The sequence below is a fragment of the Moraxella canis genome, from assembly GCF_034424565.1.
In the GTDB taxonomy this organism is placed as follows: Bacteria; Pseudomonadota; Gammaproteobacteria; order Pseudomonadales; family Moraxellaceae; genus Moraxella; species Moraxella canis.
Genome location: NZ_CP139961.1, coordinates 825,613 through 845,127, shown reverse-complemented (window position 1 = coordinate 845,127; position 19,515 = coordinate 825,613). Strand labels below are relative to the sequence as shown.

General features: G+C 45.2%; 16 protein-coding genes. 10 read left to right on the top strand and 6 right to left on the bottom strand.

Annotation, left to right across the window (positions count from 1 at the left end; genetic code table 11):
- Positions 1 to 147 precede the first annotated feature (147 nt).
- Positions 148 to 3,036 (bottom strand): DNA polymerase I, encoded by a 2,889-nt coding sequence (polA, locus tag U0021_RS03780; RefSeq protein WP_114800406.1) that lies wholly within the window; start codon positions 3,034 to 3,036, stop codon positions 148 to 150.
- 102 nt (positions 3,037 to 3,138) lie between these two features.
- A complete protein-coding gene (locus U0021_RS03775; RefSeq protein ID WP_114800405.1) occupies positions 3,139 to 3,462 on the bottom strand; it encodes a hypothetical protein in 324 nt (107 codons plus the stop codon).
- A gap of 240 nt (positions 3,463 to 3,702) precedes the next feature.
- On the opposite strand from U0021_RS03775, the gene U0021_RS03770 reads away from it, so the two are divergent.
- Positions 3,703 to 5,286 carry a peptide chain release factor 3 gene (locus tag U0021_RS03770; RefSeq protein WP_114800404.1) on the top strand — a complete coding sequence of 528 codons (1,584 nt, stop codon included), beginning with the start codon at positions 3,703 to 3,705 and terminating at the stop codon, positions 5,284 to 5,286.
- 39 nt (positions 5,287 to 5,325) lie between these two features.
- On the opposite strand, the gene U0021_RS03765 is transcribed toward U0021_RS03770, so the two are convergent.
- Complete coding sequence (locus U0021_RS03765; protein ID WP_078256676.1) at positions 5,326 to 5,793, bottom strand: DUF2846 domain-containing protein; 468 nt, start codon at positions 5,791 to 5,793, stop codon at positions 5,326 to 5,328.
- Between the two features lie 481 nt (positions 5,794 to 6,274).
- On the opposite strand from U0021_RS03765, the gene U0021_RS03760 reads away from it, so the two are divergent.
- The 3 genes from U0021_RS03760 to U0021_RS03750 all read left to right on the top strand — a co-directional run bounded on the left by U0021_RS03760 (position 6,275) and on the right by U0021_RS03750 (position 8,511).
- Positions 6,275 to 6,637, top strand: coding sequence for a helix-turn-helix domain-containing protein (locus tag U0021_RS03760; protein ID WP_114800403.1), 363 nt, complete (start codon positions 6,275 to 6,277; stop codon positions 6,635 to 6,637).
- A gap of 99 nt (positions 6,638 to 6,736) precedes the next feature.
- Positions 6,737 to 7,606 carry a DMT family transporter gene (locus U0021_RS03755; RefSeq protein WP_114800402.1) on the top strand — a complete coding sequence of 290 codons (870 nt, stop codon included), beginning with the start codon at positions 6,737 to 6,739 and terminating at the stop codon, positions 7,604 to 7,606.
- Between the two features lie 98 nt (positions 7,607 to 7,704).
- The gene (locus U0021_RS03750; protein WP_114800401.1) at positions 7,705 to 8,511 is read left to right on the top strand and encodes a putative RNA methyltransferase; all 807 of its coding nucleotides are present in this window, start codon (positions 7,705 to 7,707) and stop codon (positions 8,509 to 8,511) included.
- 63 nt (positions 8,512 to 8,574) lie between these two features.
- Here the strand turns inward: U0021_RS03750 and parC are convergent, their stop codons facing one another.
- Positions 8,575 to 10,800 carry a DNA topoisomerase IV subunit A gene (parC, locus tag U0021_RS03745; RefSeq protein WP_114800400.1) on the bottom strand — a complete coding sequence of 742 codons (2,226 nt, stop codon included), beginning with the start codon at positions 10,798 to 10,800 and terminating at the stop codon, positions 8,575 to 8,577.
- A gap of 94 nt (positions 10,801 to 10,894) precedes the next feature.
- Entirely contained in the window at positions 10,895 to 11,188 is a 294-nt protein-coding gene (locus U0021_RS03740) for a 4a-hydroxytetrahydrobiopterin dehydratase (protein WP_114800399.1), read from the bottom strand.
- Positions 11,189 to 11,905: 717 nt separating this feature from the next.
- Between U0021_RS03740 and U0021_RS03735 the strand changes: the two genes are divergently transcribed.
- The 4 genes from U0021_RS03735 (at position 11,906) to U0021_RS03720 (ending at position 16,674) form a co-directional block, all read left to right on the top strand.
- On the top strand, positions 11,906 to 12,457 hold the full coding sequence (locus U0021_RS03735) for a fimbrial protein (protein ID WP_114800398.1): 552 nt from the start codon (positions 11,906 to 11,908) through the stop codon (positions 12,455 to 12,457).
- 99 nt (positions 12,458 to 12,556) lie between these two features.
- Positions 12,557 to 13,258, top strand: a complete 702-nt coding sequence (locus tag U0021_RS03730) for a fimbrial biogenesis chaperone (RefSeq protein WP_205276521.1) — start codon at positions 12,557 to 12,559, stop codon at positions 13,256 to 13,258.
- Between the two features lie 13 nt (positions 13,259 to 13,271).
- The gene (locus U0021_RS03725; RefSeq protein ID WP_114800396.1) at positions 13,272 to 15,680 is read left to right on the top strand and encodes a fimbria/pilus outer membrane usher protein; all 2,409 of its coding nucleotides are present in this window, start codon (positions 13,272 to 13,274) and stop codon (positions 15,678 to 15,680) included.
- Positions 15,681 to 15,690: 10 nt separating this feature from the next.
- Positions 15,691 to 16,674: a fimbrial protein gene (locus tag U0021_RS03720; RefSeq protein ID WP_162816808.1), complete on the top strand. Its 984-nt coding sequence runs from the start codon at positions 15,691 to 15,693 to the stop codon at positions 16,672 to 16,674.
- 98 nt (positions 16,675 to 16,772) lie between these two features.
- Here the strand turns inward: U0021_RS03720 and U0021_RS03715 are convergent, their stop codons facing one another.
- A complete protein-coding gene (locus U0021_RS03715) occupies positions 16,773 to 17,045 on the bottom strand; it encodes a GNAT family N-acetyltransferase (RefSeq protein WP_114800394.1) in 273 nt (90 codons plus the stop codon).
- 230 nt (positions 17,046 to 17,275) lie between these two features.
- Between U0021_RS03715 and ettA the strand changes: the two genes are divergently transcribed.
- Positions 17,276 to 18,937, top strand: a complete 1,662-nt coding sequence (ettA, locus tag U0021_RS03710; protein ID WP_114800393.1) for an energy-dependent translational throttle protein EttA — start codon at positions 17,276 to 17,278, stop codon at positions 18,935 to 18,937.
- A gap of 146 nt (positions 18,938 to 19,083) precedes the next feature.
- A complete protein-coding gene (locus U0021_RS03705; RefSeq protein ID WP_114800392.1) occupies positions 19,084 to 19,416 on the top strand; it encodes an HNH endonuclease in 333 nt (110 codons plus the stop codon).
- Positions 19,417 to 19,515: the final 99 nt, after the last annotated feature.

Genomic DNA, 19,515 nt, shown 5'->3' with positions numbered 1-19,515 from the left:
TGGTAAGGATACGGATTTTACGGTGGTAAAATCATGGAAAATGGCAAGCTGTATCGGTGACGGTACAGCTTGTTATTTTTGTGCTGATTAAAATTAAAAAAATGTGCGACTGATTAAGCCGCACAATGTGTCTTTCAACCAATCGCTTTAATGCGCTTGATCCCAATTCTCACCAATGCCGACTTCAACCACAAGCGGCACAGCAAAATCAACTTCCCAGCCCAGCTGCTTGGCGGTGTCGGTCAAGGCATTTTGCATCGCTGTTTTGATCAGCTTGCCGATATCATCCGCCTTGTCAGCATCAACTTCAAAAACTAGCTCATCATGCACTTGCAGCAGCAGTTTGGCGTGCGCTTTTGGTAGTACTTCATCCACAGCAATCATTGCAAGCTTGATAATCTCAGCTGCTGAGCCTTGCAGCGGGGCATTAATCGCTGCGCGCTCGGCAGCATCTTTGACCATGCGATTGCTGCTTTGGATGTCAGGCGAATACAGCTTACGTGCCAAAATCGTCTGTACATAGCCCAGCTGTTTTGCCATGGCTTTGGTATTTTCCATATAGCCTGCGATGGCAGGGTAGCGCGCAAAATAGCGCTTGATATACTCTTGGGCAACCGGTCTATCAACGCCAAGCTGTTTAGCAAGCCCAAAAGCGCTCATGCCATACAATAGCCCAAAATTCACCGCCTTGGCAGCACGCCGCTCGCTTGGCATAACTTCGCTGATGTCTTTGCCCATAATTTCGGCTGCGGTCGCGGTGTGAATGTCCAAATTATGATTAAAAGCACGGATCAAGCTTTCATCGCCACTAAAATGCGCCATCAGTCGAAGCTCGATTTGTGAATAATCCGCTGCCAAAATCACGCGACCTGGCGGTGCAACGAACGCCTCACGAATCAGTCGCCCTGTGTCTGTCCGAATGGGAATGTTCTGTAGATTTGGATCTGATGATGACAGGCGACCTGTGCTGGTGAGCGCTTGGTGATAGCTGGTGTGCACACGCCCTTGACTGTCTGCGGCTTTTGCCAGTGCGTCGGTATAGGTGCTTTTGAGCTTCGATAAGCTGCGATGCTCAAGCACCACATCAATCAGCGGATGATCAATTTTTGATAAGACGGCTTCTGATGTGGAATATTGCCCTGTTTTGGTTTTTTTGCCACCTGCGATGCCTAATTTTTCAAATAAAATCTCGCCAAGCTGTTTTGGACTTGCCAAATTAAACTGCTCGCCTGCGATGCGCTCGGCTTCGATTTCAAGCGCCATGATTTTTTTGTCAAATTCGCCTGATAGTTGCCCCAAAAAATCTGTGGCAATCAAAATCCCGTCATGCTCCATTTGCGTCAGAATCTGCGCGGTGGGGATTTCAAGCTGATGTAGTAGCTTAGCGGCAGCGTCATCACGGCTTAGATAGTCGCTAAAGACACTGAACAATCGGAAGGTGACATCCGCATCTTCGCACGCATAGCGACTTGCCACGTCTAAGGCGACTTTATCAAAGCTAAGCTGCTTGGCGCCTTTGCCTGCGACTTGTTCAAAAGTGGTCGTCTGAATGCCCAAATAATGCTCCGCCAAAGCATCCATGCCATGCCGTGTCGCGGCGGCGTTGATGACATAACTGGCAAGCATGGTATCCATTGCCCAGTGGTTTAGGGTGATGCCGTATTTTTTGAAGATATGCGCATCATATTTTACATGTTGTCCGATTTTACCGATGTTTGGATTTTCTAAAATGGGCTTAAGAGCTGATAACACTTCATCAATCGGCAGCTGATCATCGATCAATACATCAAAATCTTCTGTATGCCCCACAGGAATATAATAACCTTCATAATTGGCAGTACTCACCGAGATGCCCACCAGCTTTGCTTGTTGCCAATCAATGTTAGTGGTCTCGGTGTCGATGGCAAAATACGGCACTGATGCTAACTTGTTTACAAGCTGATCAAAGGCAGCTTTCGTTGTGATGCTATGGTAGGACAATTCACCTGCGGGCAGTGTTGACACGCCGCTTGGTGTATCGGCACTGCTAGCATCAGATGATGACTCTTGGGTCGGCGGAAGGTTTTTGTCTGCTTGATTATTGGACTGAGTCAGCAGCTTGGCAGTGTCGGCGATTTCTTTTTTAAATTCTAATTCTTGAAAAAGTGTATATAACGCAGGCGCGCGCTTTTGCTCGGCAGCTTGGCTGTGATCAAGTGCGATGTCATCAAAACCGATGGCAAGCTCAAGATTGGTGACGATGGTGGCTAGTACGCGATTAAGCGGGATATCGTCTTGATTGTCAGCGATGCTTCTACCGACAGCGCCTTTGATGTGCTCAAGATTGGCTAAGATGCCATCGATGTCGTGATATTCATTGAGCAGTTTGGCGGCGGTTTTTTGACCGACCTTGGGGATGCCAGAGATGCCATCGGACGCATCGCCCATCAGGGTCAGATAATCGGCGATCTGCTCACTGGTGACACCAAATTTCTCAACCACGCCAGCTTTATCGGTCAGCTTGCCAGTAAAGCTGTCTTCAAGTATCACACAGTCATTGACCAGCTGCGCCATGTCTTTATCGCCTGTCGAGATGACCACAGGATACCCATTTTGGCAGGCTTGGCGAGCGAGTGTGCCGATGATGTCATCTGCTTCAAAGCCATCGATCTTGATAAGTGGAATGCCCAGTTTCTCGATCATGTCATGGATATAAGGAATCTGCACGCGCAAATCGTCATCCATCGGCGGACGATGCGCCTTATAAGCTTCAGACAAATCGTGGCGAAAAGTGGGCGCCTTGGTATCAAATGCAACCGCCATATAGGTAGGATTGTATTTTTTGATGAGTTTATTAATCGCATTTAGGACGCCGCGAATGGCATTGGTCGGCAGTCCTTGGGAGTTTGATAGGGGCGGCAGACCATGAAAGCAGCGAAACAGATAATAAGAGCCATCCACCAAAATCACAGGCGGTCTTGAGCGGTCAATGTGATCGGTCGGTAGCTTGGCAAGGTTTGGGATGTCAGCGATGTTTGGATAAATGAGATTTGTCATGGTCGTATTTGAATGAGAATTTAAACTATTATAACCAAAAAACCATCGCTTGGGGCATCAGATGTCAAAAAGCCCACCGCTTGGGTGGGCTTTGACTTAGGGTTATTTATACTCGGTGCATTTGATGTCGTCATCGCGGCAAAACATTTCATGATGAGCGGCGGTGCATTTTTTCTTGGCAGCCAAGCGTGCTTTACCGCGGCTTTCATGTTCAGCGGTAAAAGTGTCTGTGAAAGCCTTGATTTTACACACATGGACGCTGTTTTTTTCTGTGTCTTTCTTGTTGGTCGTGTCGGTTTTGTCGTGGATAATGACAGGCACGCCTACTGGCACAGGGATAATGACGGCGCCATTGGGCTCATCCATCGGCGCCACGCATGCAGACAGACCCAAAGTGGCGGCGATGATAAGGGCAAATTTATTCATAACATAACCTTAAGTTTCAATGAAACATGATAAAAAAGTTGCGGTATTATATAAGCCAATTACAACATAAGTTTTTGTAATATGTGTCAAATTGTAACAAAATCAACTTAAGATTCTTAAATTTATTTTTATACACGATTAGAATATATGAACTATTCTCCCATCGTTGGCATCATTATTATCATGTTCAAGTAAGCCAAAATCTGCTAAAATACCCCTTTTTATTTTGATAGACTGATTATGACCGATTTTCACGACCACATCAATTCTCGCCGCACGTTCGCCATTATCTCTCACCCTGACGCCGGTAAAACCACCATGACCGAAAAGCTGCTACTGTGGGGGCAGGCTATCCAAGTGGCGGGTGAAGTGCGTGGGCGTAAAGCCGACCGCCACGCCACGTCCGACTGGATGAGCATGGAGCAAGAGCGTGGGATTTCTATCACCACATCGGTCATGCAGTTTCCTTATAAAGACCACATGGTAAATCTGCTAGACACCCCAGGGCACGCCGACTTTTCAGAAGATACTTATCGCACGCTGACCGCCGTGGACAGTGCCTTGATGGTGATTGACGGTGCAAAGGGCGTCGAAGAGCGGACGATTAAGCTCATGGACGTGTGCCGAATGCGTGATACGCCGATTATCAGCTTTGTCAATAAGCTTGACCGTGAGATTCAAAACCCGCTGGCACTGCTTGATGAGATTGAAAGCGTCCTAAAAATCAAATGTGTGCCCTTTGCTTATCCCATTGGTATGGGACAGGATTTTGTGGGGGTGTATAGTTTTGTGGACGGCAAAACCTATTTTTATAAAAAAGGCTTTGGCTCACAAATCACTGACATTGAAAGCCGTGACGGCTATGACCATGATGATATCAAAGAGCGACTGGGGCAAATCCTTTGGGATGAATTTTTAGAAAATGTGGAACTTGCCGAAATGGCATTTGGCGATTGGGATGTGGATGAGTTTTTGGCAGGTCGCCAAACGCCTGTGCTATTTGGCACAGCACTGGGCAACTTTGGCGTAAACATGATACTAGATGTGCTCACCCAATACGCCCCAGCCCCCAAAGACCATGCAGCGGTAGAGCGTACTGTCAAGGCAGATGAACCAAATTTTACAGGGTTTGTCTTTAAAATCCAAGCCAACATGGACCCCAAGCACCGCGACCGTGTGGCGTTTTTGCGAGTGTGCTCGGGCAGATACGAGCGGGGCATGAAGATGAATCATGTCAGACTTGGTAAAGAGGTGCGAGTATCGGACGCACTGATGTTTTTGGCGGGCGACCGTGAGACGCTGGACGAAGCCTATGCTGGCGACATTATTGGCTTGCACAATCACGGCACGATACAGATTGGCGACAGCTTCACCAGTGGCGAGACCTTGAATTTCACTGGCATTCCACACTTTGCCCCTGAGCTGTTTCGCCGTGTGGTCTTAAAAGACCCGATGAAATCCAAACAGCTACAAAAAGGCTTGCAGCAGCTCTCCGAAGAAGGGGCAACGCAGGTGTTTATGCCCCAAATTAATAATGATTTGATTTTGGGCGCGGTGGGCGTGCTGCAATTTGAAGTGGTGGCACATCGCCTATTAGAAGAATATAAAGTGCAATGCACCTTTGAGCCGATTAGTATCGCCACGGTGCGGTGGGTGCATTGTGATGACAAAGTGGCGTTTGAAAAATTCAAGAAAAAAGCCCACGACCAGCTGTCCATTGACGGCGGTGGCTATCTGACTTATCTGGCGCCAAGCCGTGTGAACTTGCAGCTCATGCAAGAGCGATATCCAGAAGTGGAGTTTAGAAGTACAAGGGAGCATTGATTTTTAAAAATAAATCCGCCCAAAGGCGGTTTTATTTTTTTATTTGAATGCTTTGCTACAATTGCCTATTTGTATCATTTTTAGCTTTGTAATGTCCTGCATTGCTTCATCACTTGGTACAATTTTTAATTTTGCACCACCTGAAAAGACACCCATTTTAATAGATTGCTTAACAAAATAATTTTGATTGGCATTTGTGTATAAATCCAAGTGATTATTACCAAATTCAGATTCAGTTGAGATTCGATGATTTTTATTACCAGTAATTTCTGTATAAAAGAAAGTATTGGGTGCGGTTTCTCCCAAGCATTCACCATCAACCCAAACATCTTTTTTAAGAGCCTGTCCAATCATTGAATCTCTATAGACATAAAGACCTGCATTGCCATTAGTCGGACTTTGAAAGCTTTTTGCTTTTTCTACTATTGCTCCAGTATAAGTTGGAACAGTTGCACAACCTACCATCAAAACAGGTAATAATACTAATGCAAAAATATTTTTTAGCATAATAGCCTCTTATTCGCCAACATAACGACCGCTTGGGGTTAATTTACAGTTACCTGAAACATAAGATCCATCTGGACATAAATTCATATTCCTTGAACTTCTGCCACCAATATAACCGCCATTTGGAGTTAAATTGCATCGATTTCCAGAAACATAAGAACCATCTGGACACATAGTCATTCTGTTATCACCATTGCCACTACCAACATAAGTGCCATTTGGTGTTAATTACATCTTGTCCCCGACACATAAGAACCATCTGGGCACATGGTACTGGCTGAAGCAGTTGAGCAAGTGATTGCGGAAGTTACCGAGAACAGTATTGCGGATAAAGATTTTTTCATTACAAAACTCCTTGAAAGTTTAAAAAACAAATGGAATTTGTTTAATATATAATAACAAATATAACTTGCAGATCAACCAACTAATCCGACACAAATTATCACAAATCCGTTATCAAAACCCACAAAAAGGTACTTTTATGGCAATTTCTGACAACTTGCAAAAATTAAGAAAACTTAATGATTTAAGCCAAGAACAAATGGCGGAAATGCTGAATATGTCAAAAAACGGCTATGGCAAATTAGAACGTGGTGAGAGCAAAATTACGGTAGATCATTTACAAAATATCGCCAATGTGTTTAATATTGATATTGCAGATTTATTAAAAGAAGAGCGTGATTTTTCACTGCTTATTGGAGATAATCACGGTAATTACGCCAATAAATACTATGATAACGCCCAAGAAGTTGAAAAATTACAACTTATCATCAACCACCAAAAACAACTGCTTGAACAAAAAGACAAAGAAATTGAGCTGCTAAGACGATTGCTTGACGCCTAAAGTGTTTTTGTTTTTTTGACTGCCTAATTAACATCTTATCAATTCGCACTCTTCTAGCTTGTGATACAATATCCCAAATTGTATCCATCGAAGAATATCATGCCCAAAACTCCCCACACTGACACAGGCTCATTTGCTGGCTCATTATGGATGGTGGCAGGCGCTGTCTGCTTTAGTATCATGGGGCTGCTTGTCAAGATGACAGGTGCACGCTTTGGGATGCACGAGTACGAGCTGGTGTTTTGGCGCGTTGTGTTTGCGGCGGCTGTTTTGGGTGCCCAAGCCGTGCTGATGAAGCGGCAATTTGCGACACGCTACCCACAGGCGCATTTTTGGCGCTCATTGGCAGGCACGATCAGCTTATTTATGTTCTTTTTTGGTCTGGTGCATCTGCCACTGGCGACTGCCATCACATTTAGCCATACATCAGCGATATTTTTGGCGATTTTTTCAGTGATACTCTTAAGACAAATGCCCAGCCGCCTGACTTGGTTTGCGCTGCTACTTGGGCTTTTTGGTATCATGCTGATTTTGCGTCCCAGTATTCTTGGGCATGGGCTGATACCGACTTTGGTCGGGCTTACCAGTGGTGCGATCGCAGGCTATGCGTATTTACAGGTGCGTGAGCTGTCACTTTTGGGTGAGCCGTCATGGCGCATCGTGTTTTATTTTTCTTTGCTTGCAACGATCATCTCAGCGATCGCCAGTACCATCGTAGGCTGGACGCCCATACAACCTCAGATGCTGCCTTATTTATTTGGTATCGGTCTGTCAGCGATGGGTGGTCAGCTGGCGATGACGCACGCTTATAAGGTCGGACGCAAATTCATGGTATCGGCGCTCGGCTATTTGGTTGTCGTGCTATCCACACTGTATGGCGTGGTGTTTTTTGATGAGATTTTGCCGATGATGGCGATTATTGGCATTGTGCTTGTGATTGTCAGTGGTATTTTGGCAGGTAAAAAATAACCCCTTAAGATTAAGCGCATCAATCCCAAGTCGCTTAAGCCTTTTGTTTATTGGTAACTGTGTTAAACTATCTGCCACATTCCTCAATTCTCAATGTTATGCTTATCTGTCCAATTTGTCATCTGCCGCTAAATCTTACAAATAAAACCTACCAATGTGCCAATCAGCACAGTTTTGATGTCGCCAAAGAAGGCTACGTCAATCTGCATGTCGTCCAACATAAAAAAAGTAAAAATCCTGGCGATACGCCCGAAGCAGTACAGGCAAGGCGAGCGTTTTTATCGGCAGGATATTATCAGCCGCTCAAAGATGCGATCTCACAGATGGCAAAAAAGCTCAATCCAAATACTGTCCTTGATATCGGCTGCGGTGAAGGATATTACACCCAAGGTCTGATCAAAGAGGCAGGTCAGGTCATTGGGCTGGATATTGCCAAATCTGCCATCCAAACTGCTGCCAAAGCCGACAAAGCCCATCGCATCACTTGGGTGGTGGGTACAGGTGCTGTGCTGCCTGTGGCGGATGGATCGATAGATGCGTGCACCAGTGTTTTTAGCCCACTGCCCAAAGATGAGATGCTGCGAGTGCTCCGTGATGGTGGCTATCTGATGGTGGCGTCAGCAGCGCCTAATCATCTGTATGCCATGCGAGAGGCGCTTTTTGGGAAGGTGATCGTGCATGAGCCTGCCAAATCCATCCAAAAGCTTGCGCCTGAGTTTGAGCTCATCGATCAAGCACACATCATCGCGCCGATGCAGCTTGATAATACCGCACTCAAACAGCTAATCGCCATGACACCTTATGCCTATAAGGCAAAAGCTGATCGCCGTGCCATGCTTGAAAGCTTGGAGCATTTTTCGGTGCAGGGCGAATTTTGCCTTTTTGTCTTTCAAAAGGTGAAATGATCCTTGTTGGTAATGAGCACCGCCTAAGTGCAATACGGGAAAGTTAAGCGGTGCCAAATGGGACTATTCGCTGTCTTTTTGAAGCTTTGCCATCTGCGATACTTTGCCAAAGCCTTTTGGCAAGGCGCTACCACGGCTGGCACGGCGAGCGATATAATTGGCTACATCGCTGGGCTTGAGTGTCAAAGTCCGCTTGCCTGCGGTGATGACCAAGCTGTCAGAGTCAGACAGAGCAGTGATGGCAGTGATAGCTTCACCTTGTTTTAGATTGGCAAGTTTATTGCCTTTGCCTTTGGCGAGAGTGGGCAGCTCATCACGCCCAAACACCAGTAAATTACCATTAGACAGACTGACTGCCACCAAGGTATCATTATCTGTCATCGGCACAATGGGCAGCAGCGCCCCTTCGCCAAGATTGATACTGGCTTTACCTGCTTTTTGGGCAGTGTCCAAATTACTTAACTGATTGATAAATCCATAGCCTGCACTGCTTGCCATCAAAATATTTTGATCATGACTAAAGTGTAGCTGATCTATCTTTGCACCTGCAGGCAAGTTTAATAAACTGGTGATTGGGTCGCCTTGGGTACGCGCCGAAGGCAGATGCACGCTATCAAGCCCATAACTGCGACCAGTATTATCAATCAAAATAAGCCGATCAGTGGATTTGCCAAGCGCGTGTGTTAGATAGCTGTCGCCTGCACGGTAATTCATCTCGGCAGGGTCTGTGTGATGACCTTTGGCAGCACGAATCCATCCTGCTTGAGACAAGATGGCGGTGATCGGCTCACTGGCAATCAAGTCCACCGCTTTTAGACTGCTTGCTTCTTCACGCTCAACCACAGGCGAGCGGCGAGCATCGCCATGCTCTTTGGCATCCGCTGTCAGCTCGTCGATGAGTAGCTTGGTGAGCGCATCGGGGTTATTCAGCTGCTCACTGATCAGCGCACGCTCGGCGTCTAGGCGATCACGCTCAGCGTTGAGCTCGATCTCTTCGAGTTTGGCAAGCTGACGCAATCTGATGTCTAAAATTGCATCAGCTTGAATTTGGGTCAGTCCAAAACGCGTCATCAGCTCAAGCCTTGGATCATCTTCTTCACGAATGATGCGAATCACTTCATCGATATTTAAATACGCAATTAATAAGCCTGCCAAGATATGTAGCCGCTGATCAATTTTATCCAAGCGGTGCTCTAGGCGGCGAGTCACCACGCTTCTACGCACCGACAGCCATTCGGTTAGGATGGTTTTTAGGTTTTTGACTTCAGGCTTACCGTTGACGCCGATCATGTTCATATTGACTCGATAGCTCGTCTCAAGATCGGTATTGGCAAACAGATGACTCATGATTGTATCAATGTCAAGCTTGCCTTTTTTAAGCTCAATCACGATACGGCAGGGGTTATTATTGTCCGACTCATCGCGGATCTCGGTGACCCACGGCAGTTTTTTGTCGGTCATCAGTTTGGCGATTTGTTCGACGATTTTATTGCCTGAGACTTGATAAGGCAGAGCATTGACAATGATCCAGTTTTTTTGTTTTGGATCAATTTGGTAAGTGGCACGCATTTTATAGCTGCCTTTACCAGTTTCGTATAAGGCGATCAGCTCATCTTTGGGTGTGATGATCTCAGCTGTGGTCGGCAGATCAGGGGCAGGCAAGGTCTGTGCAAGCTGCTTGATGGATAAGTCAGGATTTTTTAGTAAACGCACGCAGGCTTTGACCACTTCGTTCAAATTATGCGGCGGAATATCTGTCGCCATACCGACCGCAATGCCTGTCGTGCCATTTAATAAGATGTTGGGCAGGCGTGCAGGCAGGGTGACAGGTTCTGACAGTGAGCCATCAAAATTATCCTGCCAATCCACTGTGCCCTGCTCAAGCTCGCTTAATAGCGTGTTGGCGTAATGGCTCATCTTAGCTTCGGTATAGCGCATCGCTGCAAACGACTTGGGGTCATCAGGCGAGCCCCAGTTGCCTTGACCGCTGATCAGCGGATAGCGATAGCTAAAAGGCTGCGCCATCAGTACCATGGCTTCATAGCAAGCACTGTCGCCGTGCGGATGATACTTGCCCAAAACATCACCAACCGTTCGCGCACTTTTTTTGGGCTTGGCGGTATGCTTGAGCCCAAGCTCGCTCATGGCATAGACGATGCGCCGCTGCACGGGTTTGAGCCCATCGGCGATGTGCGGCAGGGCGCGATCCATGATCACATACATGGCATAGTTTAGGTAGGCATATTCGGTAAAATCACTCACCGAACGAGTGTCAATCTGTGTTGTCATAACATACTTTGGTCAAAATTTATCGGCTATGATAGCAAGATTGACAATAAAAAAGCAATGACAGCTCAGGATCATTGCTTTGAATGGGTGTCAATCAGACGGGAGTGGCGGATAAGGCGCTTTGCATTCGCTTGGCAAGCTGTACATCGCGGCTTTGGACAGCGCGCTGATCTGCGGCACCGATACGCACAGAAAGTGCGGTGTAGTCATTTTGCCAAACTGGATAATGCTCAAGTATCTCAGCATAAAATGCCACACGCACCATAAAGCTGATGGCGTCGGCAAAGCTTTCAAAATGAAAGGTTTTTACCAGGCTATGACCATCAAGTGACCATCCTGGCAAGCCCTCGAGCTGAAGGGCGACTTGATCTGAGGTAAGACTGCTCATAATAACTCCAAAAATAAGCACAGATAATGACTTAAGTTTAACACAGATGTAGCAATATGTATCATAATATTTACTGATGAGTGAGAAGCCTTTTATAATAGTCATCAACAATGAGTTACTGGCTTAAAAACCATCTATTTTTTTTTATGCTTAAATCTTAAGGGAATTAGGATGATAAGAATAAACACCCTATTAAAATGAATAGGGTTGATGTGGGGTTTTGTGCTAATGCATCAATCTGTCATTCATAAGCCAGGCTCTAACTGCTGATCTGATGGCTTATGATTTAAGAAATTAAGATATGAAAATGGAGTCGATTGATTTGTTTTAGTTAAGAGACTGATTTTAATTTAATTATTGCTCATTAGCATGGCTTGAAACAATTCATAACAAAAAGGACTTAAAAAAGTATATTTTTTTAACTTTTGGTACTAGATTTACCCAACTTAATATACTACAATATGCCCAAGGCAAAATTCAACCAAAAAAAATTAAAATTTTAATTAAAATGCTCCAAAATAATGGTTGACTTGTTTATAAAAAAGAATATTTTATACACTTCTTATAAATGACATTCATTTTGCCGATACAGGCTTAGATCTTGTTATCCTCTACTAAGCCAATTTCAAAACCCTTCATATGCCCGATATTTACTTTTAATTTAACTATTGGAAATTTACTATAAAAAAAATTCTTTGTGCTGTTACAGCATCTGTTTTGGCGACCACCGCATTTGCCCAAACTTCTGGTCATGGTGCAGGTCAGCTTAATGTTTATGGTAAAGTCACTCAAAATACTTGTCAATTAGCGCCAAATTCTGCTAATGTTCAAGTTGAATTGGGTAGTACTCCAGTTGACCAATTGGCAAAAGCAGGCAGTGTTTCTGCCCGTCCAGCCAAGCCTTTTGCGATCGAATTGATTAACTGTCCAGCAAGTTATGTGGTGGTTGATGGCGAGCAGGCTGGTACCAAGCTGACTCAAGCAGCGGTTAAATTTGCCACTTCTCCTAATGTTACCGAAGATGGCTACTTGAAGAATGTGTCAGCCAGTGCTGCTAAGGCTGAAAATGTTCAAGTGCGTTTATTGAACGCTGATGCAGGTGATGAGGTCATTAATTTAAGAACCAATGCTAATGCACCAAGCAAAAATTTAGCCGATGCCAACGGTAATATTACTTTTAATCTAAAAGCTCAGTTGGGTTCTAAAGAAGGTAATGCCACCCCAGGTCATTTCCAATCAAGCGTACCATTTGAGATTGTTTATAAATAATAGCAGTATTTTCATCCGTTGATGATGTGATGAATTTGACCAAAACCATCTGATTTCGGATGGTTTTGTTGTCTTTGTGCTAAGTACGAGGAAGATAAAGTGTCAAAATTTTTATTAGGATTGGGTGTTTTTTGTTTAAGTATGGCGGCTCAGGCCAGTATTGTCATTCAAGGTACGCGAGTGGTTTATCCAGGCGATGCCAAAAGCATTGATGTCGGAATCACAAACCCTGATCAATCTCCTGCGCTGATACAGTCCTGGATTGAGCAAGGCGATCAAAGCAATCAAACCAAGATTCCTTTTATTATTACACCGCCGCTAACCCGTATCGAAGCCAATACCGAGCAGAGCTTGCGTGTACGCTACACGGGTGAGGCTCTGCCAAGCAATCAAGAAAGTTTATTTTATTTAAACATTTTAGATGTGCCGCCCAAGCCTAAAAATGCTCAAGAAGAACAGAGCTATCTGCAAGTTACGATATTGAGCCGATTGAAGTTTTTTTATCGTCCAAAAGGTCTGCCGTATTCAATCGATGAGGCATACGATAAAGTGACGTGGCAGCTACAAGGGCAGTCCCTGGCACTGTATAATCCCACGCCTTATTACATTACTTATGCGGCTCTTGCAATTAAAGATGCTAACCAAACAGTTGTCCAATCGATCTCAGAGATCGATATGATTGCGCCGTTTTCCACTCAGACGATTGAACTACAACAGCACGCGCCAAATGCTACTAGCGTACAGTGGTATATTATCAATGACTATGGGGCGACTCAGCATGGCACCTCAAAGCTTCAATAATTTTGGCTAAAATATGATGAAATCACTGTTTCAAATAAGTATGGTGGCAAGCTTAATCATACTGCCATCTGCGGTATTGGCGGACGGTGAGTTTGAGTTTGATGACGCATTTCTGTATCAAACAGGGCAACATATCAGCACTGAGCAGTTTCGTTTCGGAAATCCCATTGCCGCAGGTCAATATGTCGCTGATGTCTATGTTAATGGTGCTTATCGTGATCAGCTGACACTTCGCTTTGTCGATGGTGGCAGCGAGCCCATTCGTGGATTGTGTTGGTCGCAAGAGCTCATGGAAGCGCTTGAGCTAAAAGCTGAAGCCGTGGTTCTACAACCAACTGCCAACTGTATATCAGCGCTGGATGCCACGCCAGAGCTTGGTTATCGTTTTGATATCACCACGCATAGACTTAGTGTCGATGTGCCACAAATCTATATAAATGCGCGACCAAAAGGCTATATCCCTCGCTCAAGCTGGCGAGAAGGCGTGCCTGCTGCGTTTTTAAAATATAGCCTCCATGGATACCAACAAAAAGATGACGGCAAAAGATCTGATCATCATTTTGCCAGTTTAAATACTGGGGGCAGCTTTGGGCGGTGGTCTTTAAATCAGCTGGGTTTAGCAAGCTTTGGGGCAAATGATCGTTATCAGCATCAGCAGCTGTATGTACAGCGTGATATGGATGATATTGATGGCAGGCTCAAGATCGGTGATTTTTATACCCAAAGTCCATTGATTGATAACATCTCACTCCGAGGCGTATCACTGCTGTCTGAACCTAGGATGCTACCATATATTCAAAATGGTTACGCCCCTCTTATCCGAGGTCATGCAAGCAGTCCTGCCGTGATAAAAATTTATCAAAATGATTATATTATCCACGAGTTGTCAGTCGCGGCAGGACCGTTTGAAATCAGTGATCTACCTGCACTGTCCTCCACATCAGATACGCTCAGAGTGGTCATCTTGGAGGCAGACGGTGTCGCACGTGAGATGCTTGTACCATTTGCAAGGACAGCACAAATGCTTCGACCTGGACATATGCGCTATCATCTGTCGGCAGGTGCTTATCGCCAAAATCAGCATACTGATGACAACCTGCTGGTACATGGATCGGTACAGTACGGCATGAATAATCATCTCACTGCACAGGCAGGTACGATCTTTCATCCAGACTATCAGTCAGTCACTGTGGGCGGGGTGACGGGCTTGGCATGGGGAGCGCTGTCTTTTGATATGAATGCTGTCCAAGCTGAGGGCTGGGATAGTGCCAGCAAGCTGCATTTGGGTTATCAGCATTATTTAAAATCTTCAAAAACTTATATTGACGCCGATGCTTATCATTATGTTTCTAAGGCTTATCCAAGTTTGGGCGATGTCATCAATACCAATCAGCCAGCCCCACAAAACAAACATCTAAAGCGGCAATATCGGCTAAATGTCAGCCAAGATCTGTCTAAAGGGCTTGGCAGTGTGTATGCCTCAGGCACACTCAATCGCTATGATGACAAAAACGAAAGCAGTTATCAACTTGGTTATAGCAATGCTTATAAAAATATCCAGTATCGTCTTGGTGTCGGCAAAAGCTACAATCTGAATACTGATCGCTATGAAAATTCATGGTTTGCACATCTAACGATGCCATTTGATGAATATCTAAAAAATCCATCCACGATCAGCGCACAGCATAATCATCGCCAAGGCAGCGATTATTCACAAGTTTCATGGAGTAGCGTCTTTGGCGATGCCGATCAACATCACTACTCGGTCGGAGTGGGTAAGCAAGATCATGAGGATGCGAGCGTCTATGCCAGTATTTCTGCAGGACTGCCAACAGCGCGCGTAGGGTTATCGGCATCCCATCAAGGTGATAGCAGTCAGTTTAGTTATTCGGCATCAGGCGCGGTGGTGGCTCATGAGCACGGCGTCACTTTGGCTAATAACTTGGGCGAAACCTTTGCGATCATACGCGCCAAAGGGGCGAAAGGTACACCGATTACCGGTGGTAATGGTAACAAAATCGATCGCTTTGGTCATGGTATTGTGCCGACTTTGTCGCCTTATCAAATCAACCGTATCGGCATTGATGTCAATCATCTGCCGGATGATGTTGAGATCGAAGCCACAGCCAAGACGCTGATTCCAAGAGCTTATACAGCGCATTTGGTAGAGTTTGCGACAAAGTCTGGTCAATTGGTGCTGTTTGATGTGAATAATTTGGATCTGCCCCCACTTGGCAGTGTCTATGATCAAGCCGGCAATCTGATCGGTCAAGTCGTTCAAGATGGCAGGGTATTGGCGCGCGTTACAGACAGTCAAGGACAAGTGCGCGTGTCTTGGCAGTCGGGCGAATGCTTGATTGATTATGACATTGAAGATGAGTCAAGTGAGCTTGTCATCTATCCTACCCAATGCCAAAATTAAGGAAAATACCATGAAACCAAGCATGACATATGGCGTAATATTGGTGGGTATATTGACCAATGCAGCATTTGCCAATCACCAAGATATGCCAAATATTTTACCAGATGCCCATGCGACTTCGGCTGATCAAGTAAATCAGACGCTGGCGTCTGATAATCAGGCTGTGGGGGCGGTCTTGGCGGTGTCATCTCAGACCCAAGATTGTCAAGTGTCTGTAGCGACAATCACCTGCACAGAAGAGCTGGTGCTCCAAAAGCCTGCTAATCAGCCTGAGCATTTTTGGATAAAAGCTGCCGACATGCCACCCGCTGGCAATGTCCGCACTGATATTTTTATCAATGATATTTGGGTGCCGACCATCGCTCATGAGTGGCAGCAGCGGTCAGCTTATTCAGCCACCGATATGCTTAGGCTAAAGATCGTTTATACAGTTGATGCGCCAAAAGCCGGCGATTATCGCATACCTTCTTGGAAGGTGTTTGATTATGTCTTGGGCTTACCTGACAGTCAGCACTCAATTGGGGTGAAGATGGGATTTTCAAAAGCGACTCAGCCAGTCATATGTGCACTTGATAAGCAAAGTCAAAGCGTGATACTTGAGAATGTCGCAAGCAATCAGCTTCGCCACCAAGGAAGCAAGGTCAAGGCAGGCAGTTTTGTGGTGGGTTTAACCTGTAATAGCGATAGCCCTCAGATTGCCATGGCGATGACCGATGTCACACAGCCAAGCAACACCAGTGATTTACTGAGCATAGCCACAGGACGGGCATCAGCCAAAGGCTTGGCTTTACAGCTAAAGCGATCTGATGATCAAAATGTAAGCTTTACACCTCAGGCAGCCAGTTTTGAGATGCCAGCGGCCAATCAGTGGTATCTGCAAGCCAAAAACAGCACCCCAAATCAGCAGTTTGATGTGTATTATGTGAACACTCAAGGTCAGGTGACGGCAGGCAAAGTAGAAGCCAAGGCCACAGTGACTGTCGCATTTCGATAGTCATTAACGCATAAAAAACCCAAAGCTTAGGATCAATCTAGGCTTTGGGTTTTTATGGATTAAATCACACTGTCAAATAAGCGGTAGTTTTGATTTGGTCAGTTTGATTTTTGGTGCTTATTCATGTAATTAGCCACAAAACTACAGCTTGGAATGATTTGCTTGCCTTCAGCTTCGGCATATTCAACAGCGTGCTTGACAAGGGCTGTGCCAACACCACGACCTCCAAGCTGCGGCGGTACAAGCGTGTAGTGATAGTTAAGCGTATTATCATCAATGATGGCATAGCTTAGATAGGCAGTATGACCATCAATGGTAGTCTCAAAACGCTGAGTATCGGGGTTGTGGGTGATAGTGGGGTTTGTCGTCATTGCTAATCCTTAGACTGTTATTTAACCTGTTGTCTTACCATGCTAGCATAAAATCAATATAATTAAAATCATCTTTTAATTCATCAGGCAAAACTATCATCTTTGATCAAATCAATGCCGATGTAAATCCCTTGCCCCACCTGCTAAAGCGTGCGATAATAGACGGTTATATATCTTAATTTGTATAGTTTACCAAATCGTTAATTTTAATTGTTAATCAAAGGCTTAGTATGGCTCAATACATTTACACCATGAACAAGGTGTCAAAAATTGTTCCCCCAAAGCGTGAAATCCTAAAAGACATCAGCTTGTCATTTTTTCCAGGTGCCAAAATCGGTGTCTTGGGTCTAAACGGGGCGGGTAAGTCTACCTTGCTACGCATCATGGCAGGCGTGGACACCGAGTTTAATGGCGAAGCCCGAGCAGCAACAGGGATTAAGATTGGCTATCTGCCTCAAGAACCCCAACTTGACCCCGCCAAAGACGTGCGTGGCAACGTTGAAGACGGTGTGCGTGAAGCCCTAGATGCCCTTGACCGTTTAAATCAAATCTATGCCGAATATGCCGAGCCTGACGCGGATTTTGATAAATTGGCTGCCGAACAAGGCAAAATGGAAGACATCATCCAAGCGTGGGACGCCCATAACCTAAATACCCAGCTAGAAAAAGCCGCCGATGCCCTGCGTTTGCCGCCGTGGGATGCTGATGTGTCTAAGCTGTCAGGCGGTGAAAAACGCCGTGTTGCTTTGTGCCGTCTGCTGCTATCTAAGCCTGATATGCTCTTGCTTGACGAGCCGACCAACCATTTGGACGCAGAATCGGTGGCGTGGCTTGAACGCTTCTTAAAAGATTATTCTGGCACGATTGTGGCGATTACGCACGACCGCTATTTTCTTGATAATGTCGCTGAGTGGATTTTGGAGCTTGACCGTGGCTATGGCTACCCATACCAAGGCAACTACACCGAGTGGCTAGAACAAAAAAATAAACGCCTAGAACAAGAACAAAAACAAGAAGAAGCCTTCGCCAAAGCCCTAAAACAAGAGCTAGAATGGGTGCGTAAAAACCAAAAAGGTCAGCAAGCCAAATCCAAATCTCGCCTAGAACGCTTTGAAGAGATGAACTCACGCGAGTTTCAGCAGCGTAACGAAACGGCGGAGATTTATATTCCGCCAGGACCACGCCTTGGCAATAAAGTCATCGAAGTCAATAACATCTCCAAATCTTTTGACGGACGCTTATTGTATGAAAATTTGTCATTTAGCGTACCGCCAATGGCAATCGTCGGTATTGTTGGTCCAAACGGTGCTGGCAAAACCACGCTGTTTAATATGATTACTGGCAAAGACACGCCTGACACAGGCTCAGTGGAAGTGGGTGAGAGCGTGAAAGTGGCTTATGTTGGTCAGGTCAGAGATGAGCTGGACGACAAAAAAACCGTGTGGGAAGAAGTCTCAGACGGCTTGGATATGATTACGGTGGGTGAGTACACCACGCCAAGCCGTGCTTATATTGGGCGCTTTAATTTTAAAGGTCAAGACCAACAAAAACTCGTGGGCAACTTATCAGGTGGTGAGCGTAACCGCTTGCAACTTGCCAAGACCTTAAAACAGGGGGCGAACGTTATCTTGCTGGATGAGCCGTCCAACGACCTAGATGTCGAGACCTTGCGTGCCTTAGAAGATGCGGTGCAGGTGTTCCCTGGCACAGTCATGGTGGTGTCGCATGACCGCTGGTTCTTGGACCGTATTTGTACGCACATTTTGTCGTTTGAAAATGAAGAACCTGAATTCTTTGACGGCAATTACAGCGAATACGAAAAATGGCGTAAAGAACGACTAGGTGCAGACGCCACACCCAAGCGGATGAAATATAAGAAGATTGGCGGGTAAATCGTCCAAGCCTCATCTTGATTACTGATCAAGATGGGGTATTTTTATTAAGGATTATCAAGTGATTATAAAAGATTATACCATGGGTACAGTATTTACCAATCAAGACTTGATGGATACTTTTAAGGTATCCAATTCAGGGGGGTATGCGCCGCAGTAAAGCGGCTAATACACTGATTTTGGTGAATAAGACAGATTCTATTTATAAAAATTATTGGCAAGACGACATTTTTTATTATACCGGCATGGGATTAACAGGTGATCAAAATCTCAATAATGCACAAAATAAAACTTTGTTAGAGTCAAATCATAATGGCATCACCATTTTATTGTTCAATCATCTTAAACCCAATCATTATGTTTATGCCGGTCAAGTGTATTTGGCGGCCAAGCCCTTTTACCAAGAGCAAAAAGATAAGGATAACAAAAGCAGAAAAGTGGTGATTTTCCCTTTAAAATTAAAGCAGCCGCCAGCATAGCCCTTAAAATTGGCATGGATCAACACGCCTTAGGCTGCTGTCTATGTAATAATCATCGCTTGGATAGGTGAGTTATTGTAGTTCATCACTGATTTTGCT

What these genes read in the sequence shown, in the direction of transcription:
- parC (WP_114800400.1), bottom strand. Translation starts at nt 10,800, where the DNA reads ATGACAACACAGATTGACACTCGTTCGGTGAGTGATTTTACCGAATAT.
- U0021_RS03705 (WP_114800392.1), top strand. Translation starts at nt 19,084, where the DNA reads ATGCGCCGCAGTAAAGCGGCTAATACACTGATTTTGGTGAATAAGACA.
- U0021_RS03720 (WP_162816808.1), top strand. Translation starts at nt 15,691, where the DNA reads ATGAAACCAAGCATGACATATGGCGTAATATTGGTGGGTATATTGACC.
- U0021_RS03775 (WP_114800405.1), bottom strand. Translation starts at nt 3,462, where the DNA reads ATGAATAAATTTGCCCTTATCATCGCCGCCACTTTGGGTCTGTCTGCA.
- U0021_RS03755 (WP_114800402.1), top strand. Translation starts at nt 6,737, where the DNA reads ATGCCCAAAACTCCCCACACTGACACAGGCTCATTTGCTGGCTCATTA.
- polA (WP_114800406.1), bottom strand. Translation starts at nt 3,036, where the DNA reads ATGACAAATCTCATTTATCCAAACATCGCTGACATCCCAAACCTTGCC.
- U0021_RS03740 (WP_114800399.1), bottom strand. Translation starts at nt 11,188, where the DNA reads ATGAGCAGTCTTACCTCAGATCAAGTCGCCCTTCAGCTCGAGGGCTTG.
- U0021_RS03760 (WP_114800403.1), top strand. Translation starts at nt 6,275, where the DNA reads ATGGCAATTTCTGACAACTTGCAAAAATTAAGAAAACTTAATGATTTA.
- ettA (WP_114800393.1), top strand. Translation starts at nt 17,276, where the DNA reads ATGGCTCAATACATTTACACCATGAACAAGGTGTCAAAAATTGTTCCC.
- U0021_RS03770 (WP_114800404.1), top strand. Translation starts at nt 3,703, where the DNA reads ATGACCGATTTTCACGACCACATCAATTCTCGCCGCACGTTCGCCATT.
- U0021_RS03750 (WP_114800401.1), top strand. Translation starts at nt 7,705, where the DNA reads ATGCTTATCTGTCCAATTTGTCATCTGCCGCTAAATCTTACAAATAAA.
- U0021_RS03715 (WP_114800394.1), bottom strand. Translation starts at nt 17,045, where the DNA reads ATGACGACAAACCCCACTATCACCCACAACCCCGATACTCAGCGTTTT.
- U0021_RS03725 (WP_114800396.1), top strand. Translation starts at nt 13,272, where the DNA reads ATGATGAAATCACTGTTTCAAATAAGTATGGTGGCAAGCTTAATCATA.
- U0021_RS03765 (WP_078256676.1), bottom strand. Translation starts at nt 5,793, where the DNA reads ATGCTAAAAAATATTTTTGCATTAGTATTATTACCTGTTTTGATGGTA.